Raw genomic sequence first — 6,931 nt, forward strand, 5'->3', positions numbered from 1 at the left:
ACCTTTTTATTTTAGTCAATATTATATATGGTTAATCATTGCCAATTATTCCAAGCATATAGCATTGGCAAAAATTAAATTGAATCATTGCTGCAATGGATAAATATAATTTGAAGGACTCTTTCATAAACGCCATGAAAACAATTGTAATAGCGCAGCATATCACATTTGCAATAATCATTTTCACTTTCTTTTTCATTACAATTTCTTTTATGCTTTTAAAAACAATGAAGTAAACTGCAATAATCACAAAGACATTAATTCTACTAATTCCTTCGATTAAGGTTCTCAGCCCCGTGATATTCCTTTGATTCTGATACTGCTGTAGCAGTTCACCCCATTCATTTATCGAAAAACCTTTCGACAAAAAAGACGGTCCACTAACAATGTCATGGTGAAAAGTCAATACATATATCAGCATAGCTACTATAAACATAGTCCAGATGTAATACACTTTTTTGTAACTCACAAGACTTTACCCCTTTCGATTCTATTTTCCCTTAATCATTAAACGGATTATGTTTCGGAAACGCTTCTGCTTTAAAACCCGATTTATAAGCATATGGTCCTGCTGTAGGATTGTTAACTTTTCTGACTTTTCTATATGATAGCATATTTGCTCAAATTCGTCAATTTATGATTTGTTTTTATAATATATAATATTAAAATCATTTTATTTATAAATTTTTAGCAAAATACATTTTACATATAGAAAAAAGAACCACCTCATGAACGGCTATTTTCCATTCATACAGGCGGTTCCCTCAAAATTCACAAATAATATTCAGTTATTTCTTGCTGACCTCTTTGCCATACTCGATGACTTTATCCATGACTTTATTTAAAAGGAGGGAAGTACGGACGTTGTTTTCTTCGCCCCACTCCTCTATGGTCATGTTATATGCACTCTTAAATGCATCTTCGTCCATATTAGCAGATTTCAGCAGGCTCTGCAGATACTCCGCATACTCATCGTCGCTGACTTCCAGTCCCTCAGTCTTAGCAATGCTGTAAAGCACCATCTCTTCTTTGACGATAGATTCCGCATAAGTCTCAATAGTCTTGTTTAAATCTTTCTCTTCATAACCGATGGTTTCTAAATAATCTTCCCATTCCATGTTATAGTCGCTTGCGACTTTCTTGAGATTTTCCTTTTCTTTCTCAATCCTCTCAGCCTTTTCATCAGGGTACTGTTTTACTTCGGAAGCTTCCACAATCTGCTGCCACAGACCACTTTTCATCTGGTTCTCAGCTTCTGTAGTCTTAGTCTCAGTCAAGTCAGCCTTTACTCCCTTTTCGAATTCGTCCAGGGATTTATAATCGCTGTAGTACTCCTTGACAAAGTCCATGTTGTATTCAGGTACGTTCTCAACCTTCTTGCTGTTAATCTTTACTTCAAAGGTTGCTTCTTTGCCTGCTATATCCGGATTGTTCTCATAAGGATCTGGAAAAGTGATATCGAAAGTTACGGTATCGCCAACTTTCTTGTCAATGAGTTCGCTTTCAAAGCCCGGAATCATATTTCCGGAACCAATAGTCAAGCTCTGACCCTCAGCGCTGCCGCCGTCAAATGCCTTGCCATCCATGGTGCCCTTAAAGTCGATATTAACAGTATCTCCGTCCTTTACAGTACCCTCAGTTACGTCTTCAGAAGTCTTATGGGCTTCCAGTCTCTTCTGAATTTCCTCTTCTACTTCCTTGTCGGATACAGAAACAGAAACCTTCTCATATTCCAGTCCTTTATATTCTCCTACAGTCACGTATTCAGACAGATCGTAATCGCTGTAAGGTTCACTTTCACCGCAGGAAGTCATCGCAAAAACTGACGCCAGGCAAAGCACTGCAATCAGACTGCTTGATAATAGTTTTTTCTTCATGTCATTCCATCCTCTAATCTATAATACTTTGTCCGTTACCAGACTATACACATTCTAACACGGCTATCAGCAGTTTTCAAATGTTATCACGAGAATTCACATAAAATACACAATTTTTCACATGGTCAAAAGATTACGATTGTGCTTCCAGTCTTTCGACCGCCTTTCTCGCTCTGTTTCTCTTCCTTGCTGTTGCGGACACTGTAATATATACCAACATGAGGACGGTTGCCAGATACGGAACTGCCGCCGTCAAATCACTCGGCACGCCCACGGACTGCAGTCTGATACCCAGTGCCTGCAGGAAGCCAAAGAGCAAGGCAGCACCGAATACTTTCGGCGGATTTGCCATACCGAATACCACACATGCAAATGCGATAAAGCCGCGGCTTGCGCTCATACCCTCTGTGAAGCAGTTAAGGAATCCTAGAGACAGATGTGCTCCTGCAAAACCACAGAAAATACCGCATAAAATACTGGAAATCACTTTCATCTTAACTGGACTGATACCTGCTGTCTCCAGCGCTTCCGGATGTTCTCCCGCCGCACGCAGCCAGAAACCGTAAGGGGTTCTATAAAGGAAAATCCATACTAGAATCACAAAGAGCCAAGACAGATAGACAAACAGAGAGTATCCGCTGAGAATATCTCCCAGTACAGGAATATCCTTAATCAGAGGAATTTCAATCGGGTCAAGCCCCTTGATGTTTGCGTCAGTCCAGGTACCAACCTTTCCGAACACGGAACGGAGCATGAAGATAGTCAGACCCCCTGCAAAGGTGTTAATCGTCATACCGATGATAAATTCATCACTCTTCAGCTTTACAACAAACAACGCAAAGAATAGCCCCACCAGAATTCCTACAAGAACCGCCGCGAGAATGCCCATCGGTGCGCTGACAAACATAAAACTGAATGCAACAGCAAAGAACGCCCCCATCAAAATCATGCCTTCCATGCCGATATTCATAATGCCGGCGTGCTCAGTAAAAAGCCCGCCCAGAGCAGCAAGAAGTACCGGAGTTGCATTACGAATGGTGTTTTGGAATAATCCAACACTGAATAATCCTAAAATTTGATCCCACATTTTATTTCAGCTCCTTTCTTGCTTTTTTCTGTAATTTTTTATGTTCCAGCCATGTATTGATACCCTTTTCAGCAGCCATCAGGAAGATGATGATAGAGAAAATGATATCGTAAATCTGTGTGGAAACACCTACCATCATATCCATATACGCTGCGCCTACGCTCATAATCGCAAAGAAGAAACTCATGATGATAATACCAATCGGGTTATAGTTCATAATCATAGCAACCAGCATACCGTCGAAATAGAATTCGTTGCTGACAGCTTGTGACATTTGCCCTTGGTAACCATATACCATCATTAACCCAACAAAACCACAGATTGCACCGGAGGCCACCATGGAGCCGATCATCAGCTTACTGCTAGGAAGCCCTGCAAATCTTGCAAATCTTTCATTTTCACCGGTCACTTTAATCCTCAAACCGGTGCTGGTCATCTTCATCACATACCAGATGAAAAATGTCACAACCGCTCCGCCAATAAAACCTGTACTCAAATTTGATGACTCTATCAGTTTTGCAAAGCGGATAGTATCTGATAAATACTCCGTCCCCTTCGATATGCCTTTCGTCTGTGCAACCCAAGGTCCGTTTACAAGATATGTACAAACCTTAATCGCTACAGTATTTAACATAATCGTGGTGATAACCTCGCTGACGCCAAGCTTTACTTTGAGCATGGCCGGAATCCACGCATAGATACCTCCCACCACAACTGCACCAATAAAGGCCAGTACCAGCACCACGACGGTCGGCAAATTAGAGCACCAGAGACCAATCATAGTCGAAACCAGCGCCCCGAAGAATAGCTGCCCTTCACCACCGACGTTAAAAAGTCCGCCCTTTGCACCGATGGCCGTAGCAAGACCTAGAAGACAAAGTGTCATAGCTTTCTCTAGGGTATTACCGATAAAGCGGGGACTTCCCAGAGAACCCTCAATCATAGCGCTGTAAGCCTCAACCGGATTAAATCCTGTTAAAACCATCAGCACTGCGCCGATGAGCAGCGCTGCGATAATGCAGGCTGCCAACGTGCCGATATATCTTACATTAATTTTTTCCTTTAGCTGATTCATGCCTGCACCTCCGTTTCTTCATTACGGTGACCGGTCATGTAATAGCTGATACCCATCTTGTCGATTTCGCCTTCTTTGAATTCACCTGTAATTTCACCTTCGTACATGGTGATAATCCTGTCACTGAGACGGAATACTTCGTCCAAATCTGCGCTGACTAAAAGAATTGCGCAGCCTTCGTTACGCTTATCGATGATGCACTGGTGAATAAACTCGATTGCACCTACGTCCACGCCTCTGGTCGGCTGAGCGATGATTACAATCGGTGTATCGAAGGAAAATTCTCTGGCTACGACAACTTTCTGCATGTTGCCGCCGGACAGAGAGCCAACCTCAGTACCTACACCTGCACCTCTCATGTCAAATTTCTCAAAGAGCTCATTTGCATATCTGACAATAGAGGATTGCTTCAGATGAATCTTATACTTGGAAAACTCCGGCAGAGTTTCCTTACCGATAATCAGGTTATCCGTAATGGTGGATTTTGTGGATACACCGGTGGCAATTCTGTCTTCCGGAATATGGGCAAGGCCCAGTGCACGAACCTCTCCCGGCCGCAGGTGTGCAATGTCCGTACCGGAAACCTTAACCTTACCTGCTTCAATGTGACGCATACCTGTAATCGCCTCAAGAAGCTCACTCTGACCATTACCTTCAATTGCTGCAATGCCCAAAATCTCACCTGCATGTACCTGCAAATCCACGCCGCGAACAACAAGAAGACCGCGATTATCTGCAACCTGAAGATTCTCTACTTCAATCATCACATCGCCCGGCGTTCCTTTCTTCTCCAGTTTATCAAAGAGTACGTCACGGCCTACCATCATGGAAGCCAAAATCTTTTCGTTGACATCTTTAGTCTGCTCCACGCCGACCAGCTGTCCCTGACGCATTACCCCGACTCTGTCGGAAATAGCCATAACCTCGTTAAGCTTATGGGTAATGATAATAACGGTCATTTCCTTTTCACGAACAATCCGTCTGATAACATCGAATAATTCCTCTGTTTCCTGCGGCGTCAGCACTGCCGTAGGCTCGTCCAAAATCAAGATGTCTGCGCCTCTGTACAAGGTCTTCAAAATTTCTACTCTCTGCTGCAGCCCTACGCTGATTTCCTCTACAACTGCTTTCGGATCTACAACAAGGCCGTAGTCGTTTACCAAGTCGGACACTGCTTTTTCAGCGCCTTTTAAATCATAGAAAAATCTGTTCTTTCTCGGTTCTTTACTGAGCACGATGTTCTGCGCCACAGTAAAAGAAGGAACCAGCATAAAGTGCTGGTGCACCATACCCACTCCATTTTCGATGGATTCCGTCGGCGTATGCTTTTCCATCTTGTTGCCTTTGATATAAACATCGCCGCTGGTCGGTGTATTGATTCCGTAAAGAATATTCATCAGAGTACTCTTTCCTGCACCGTTTTCTCCTACCAGAGCGAAGATTTCTCCCTTTTTTATATCAAAGGAAACATTATCGTTTGCAAGTACGCCCGGAAACTGCATGGTCACGTTTTCAAACTTTACAATCGTCTCCTGCAAAATCGTTCCCTCACATTCCTTAGTCTACATAAATGAAAGAAGGCGTGGCGTTAAAACGCCACGCCTTGTAAATCTTATTGCGAAATTACTATTTCAGTGCTGTTTCTACCACGATATCTCCAGCCTTAATTTTTTCCATTTGTTCATCCAGGGCTTTAATGATATCCTCAGAAACCAGTTTTTCCATATCGTCGGATCCATATGCAACCTTTACATATTCACCGTCGGAACCTGCGTAGAATATATCTCCGCCAATCCACTTGGATTCATCTTCTGCAAACATGGTCACATAATCAACAATAGATTTGTGTACGTTCTTAATCATGGAACATAAAATGTAATCTGCATACTGTGGAAACTCAATTCTCTGGTCTTTATCAACACCAATACATTTAATTCCTAATTCTTCAGCCTTCATGATAGCACCGTTACCAGAACCACCTGCAGCGCAGAAGATAATGTCAGCACCTGCTGAAGCCTGGGACTGAGCAACCTCAGCACCTGCATTAGTATCTGACCAGTCATTGGTATAGTTCTTGACAACTTTGATTTCTTTACCTAAGTCTTTACCAGCCTGTTCAGCACCTTGTGTGTAGCCTACACGGAAATCATTAATTACATCAATATCCTGACCACCAATGAAACCAACTACATTGCTTTCAGTCATAGAACCTGCGATGTAACCTACCAGATAGGAACCTTCGTTCTGCTTGTAGGAGATGCAAGTCAAATTAGGGATGTCCTTATAGTCTTCTACAATATTATCCACCCAAATAAATTTAGTATCCGGATAATCCTTTGCAACCTTACCAATCATGTCCAGTTCAGAACCTACACCTACTACTACTTCAGAATTTTCAGCAGCAGAAATCAAACTCTGTTCGAACATAGTTTTGTCATTGTTGCATTCTGTAACTTTTACGTCAAAACCTTTTTCACCAAGTTCATTCAGTCCATCATTAGCAGAATCATTGAAAGACTGGTCACCTAGCTTAGTTGCAATAACGCCTGTAATTTTCATAGCACCTTCAGCCGGTTCTTTTGCCTCACCGCCATCGTCGCTTGAGCCGCAGCTTGCCATAAATAAGGACATGGAAAGTACCATTACGGCAGCCAAGGTTAATGAAATAAATTTCTTCATCTTCATCCTCCGTATTATCAAATTTACAATGAATTTACTGCATAAATTTTACCACATTCTGTTTGTGTTATCAATACAATTTACAATAATATTTTGTCGTTATTGTAGGTTTACAATAGATGTGTTACAACTGAATAAAAAAATTGCGAGATCTCATTTTTGTGTTAAAGTTAAGTTACCACCCCAAACCATTACACAGGAGATCCCGCATGA

General features: G+C 42.0%; 6 protein-coding genes. All 6 read right to left on the bottom strand.

The genetic code is table 11. The features are described from left to right. Positions 1-31: 31 nt before the first annotated feature. The 6 genes from D1155_RS05090 to D1155_RS05115 all read right to left on the bottom strand — a co-directional run bounded on the left by D1155_RS05090 (position 32) and on the right by D1155_RS05115 (position 6,718). The gene (locus tag D1155_RS05090; RefSeq protein ID WP_160201296.1) at positions 32-469 is read right to left on the bottom strand and encodes a hypothetical protein; all 438 of its coding nucleotides are present in this window, start codon (positions 467-469) and stop codon (positions 32-34) included. A 319-nt stretch (positions 470-788) separates the two neighbouring features. Further along, the gene (tig, locus tag D1155_RS05095) at positions 789-1,877 is read right to left on the bottom strand and encodes a trigger factor (RefSeq protein WP_160201297.1); all 1,089 of its coding nucleotides are present in this window, start codon (positions 1,875-1,877) and stop codon (positions 789-791) included. Positions 1,878-2,010: 133 nt separating this feature from the next. Continuing rightward, entirely contained in the window at positions 2,011-2,964 is a 954-nt protein-coding gene (locus D1155_RS05100; RefSeq protein ID WP_201759531.1) for an ABC transporter permease, read from the bottom strand. A 1-nt stretch (position 2,965) separates the two neighbouring features. Then, positions 2,966-4,039: an ABC transporter permease gene (locus tag D1155_RS05105; RefSeq protein WP_160201298.1), complete on the bottom strand. Its 1,074-nt coding sequence runs from the start codon at positions 4,037-4,039 to the stop codon at positions 2,966-2,968. Continuing rightward, the gene (locus tag D1155_RS05110) at positions 4,036-5,577 is read right to left on the bottom strand and encodes an ABC transporter ATP-binding protein (protein ID WP_160201299.1); all 1,542 of its coding nucleotides are present in this window, start codon (positions 5,575-5,577) and stop codon (positions 4,036-4,038) included. Before D1155_RS05110 ends, D1155_RS05105 begins: the two co-directional genes overlap by 4 nt. A gap of 88 nt (positions 5,578-5,665) precedes the next feature. Beyond that, positions 5,666-6,718, bottom strand: coding sequence for a BMP family ABC transporter substrate-binding protein (locus D1155_RS05115; RefSeq protein ID WP_160201300.1), 1,053 nt, complete (start codon positions 6,716-6,718; stop codon positions 5,666-5,668). Positions 6,719-6,931: the final 213 nt, after the last annotated feature.

It is taken from the genome of Anaerotruncus sp. 80, assembly GCF_009936115.1.
GTDB lineage: Bacteria > Bacillota > Clostridia > Peptostreptococcales > Anaerovoracaceae > Senimuribacter > Senimuribacter intestinalis.

Bases quoted from the DNA above. Each gene is read 5' to 3' on its own strand.
- tig (WP_160201297.1), bottom strand. From the start codon at position 1,877: ATGAAGAAAAAACTATTATCAAGCAGTCTGATTGCAGTGCTTTGCCTG.
- D1155_RS05105 (WP_160201298.1), bottom strand. From the start codon at position 4,039: ATGAATCAGCTAAAGGAAAAAATTAATGTAAGATATATCGGCACGTTG.
- D1155_RS05100 (WP_201759531.1), bottom strand. From the start codon at position 2,964: ATGTGGGATCAAATTTTAGGATTATTCAGTGTTGGATTATTCCAAAAC.
- D1155_RS05115 (WP_160201300.1), bottom strand. From the start codon at position 6,718: ATGAAGAAATTTATTTCATTAACCTTGGCTGCCGTAATGGTACTTTCC.